We start from the raw sequence: 250 nt of genomic DNA on the forward strand, positions 1-250 counted from the left end.
CCTAGAGGCAACACTGGCGCTACTGTTGCTAAAGTACCAATAGGCAACACACGACCTAATGGGTATAGTAGAACTAGCTGCACCACGGGTCCTAAAAAAAATAGGAGAGCGCGGGGGGGGGGGGGGGGGTTAGGGGGGGGGGGGGGGTTTTGGGGGGGGGGGGTGTGGGTGGTGAGGGGGTTGGGGTGGTGGGTTGCGGGGTGGTTGTTGTGGGGGGGGGGGGGGTTTTGGGGGAGTTGGGGGTGTGTGG

Annotated in this window: 1 pseudogene; it reads right to left on the bottom strand. The window is 63.2% G+C overall.

The features are described 5' to 3' along the window. Nucleotides 1–250: pseudogene (locus tag JDS80_RS31305) on the bottom strand (hypothetical protein); the annotation flags it as partial.

Source organism: Bacillus cereus group sp. N8, from assembly GCF_016483685.1.
GTDB lineage: Bacteria > Bacillota > Bacilli > Bacillales > Bacillaceae_G > Bacillus_A > Bacillus_A proteolyticus.